The sequence below is a fragment of the Streptomyces sp. WM6386 genome (assembly GCF_000972385.1).
Classification (GTDB): Bacteria; Actinomycetota; Actinomycetes; order Streptomycetales; family Streptomycetaceae; genus Streptomyces.
Genome location: NZ_JXTE01000339.1, coordinates 1 through 673 on the forward strand (window position 1 = coordinate 1; position 673 = coordinate 673).

The 673-nt window shown below is 65.5% G+C and carries 1 pseudogene; it reads left to right on the forward strand.

What is annotated here, in order from left to right:
* Nucleotides 1-506: pseudogene (locus TN53_RS41585) on the forward strand (KP-43 peptidase); the annotation flags it as partial.
* Between the last annotated feature and the right edge of the window lie 167 nt (nt 507-673).

The following is a 673-nucleotide window of genomic DNA, read 5'->3' on the forward strand; positions in this document are numbered from 1 at the left end:
CTCCCAACCCGAGCGCGGCACTCCTGAAAGCCATGCTGATCAACGGCGCACAGGACTTGCCCGGCCAGTACAACCCCAGTGAGGCCGGCGTCTCCCCCAACAACAATTCCGGCTTCGGCCTCGTCAACCTCGAAAGGTCCGTCGTCCTGACCGACAACGGCGACGGCAACCAGGCGGGATTCGCCGCCGAGGAAGAACTGGACCAGGGCGAGAAGCGCGCGTTCCGCATCACGGTGCCGCAAGGGGCGGGCAACACTCTGAAGATCACTCTGGTCTGGACGGACCCGCCCGGTGCGGCCCTGCAGAACGACCTGAACCTGATCGTCCGCGCGGGCGGCCAGGAACGCCACGGCAACATGGGCACGGATCCTGGATTCGACCGCGTCAACAATGTCGAGCAGGTCAACTGGCAGAACGTCCCCGCTGGGGACGCCGAGGTCGTCGTTCGCGCCCACAGGATCACCCAATTCGCCCAACCCTACGCCCTGGCATGGCGTATCTCCTGACGACCCCTCAACGGTCCGGCCCGTCCTGCTCGGGACAGGCCGGATCTGCGGGGCTGACTCAATCGCCCGGTCTAATCGGATGGGCTGAATGGAAGCAGGGTGACCCCTGCCGATCCGCTGCGCGACCGGAACCACATCGATAGTGGGCGGCATGGCTGACAATCGAC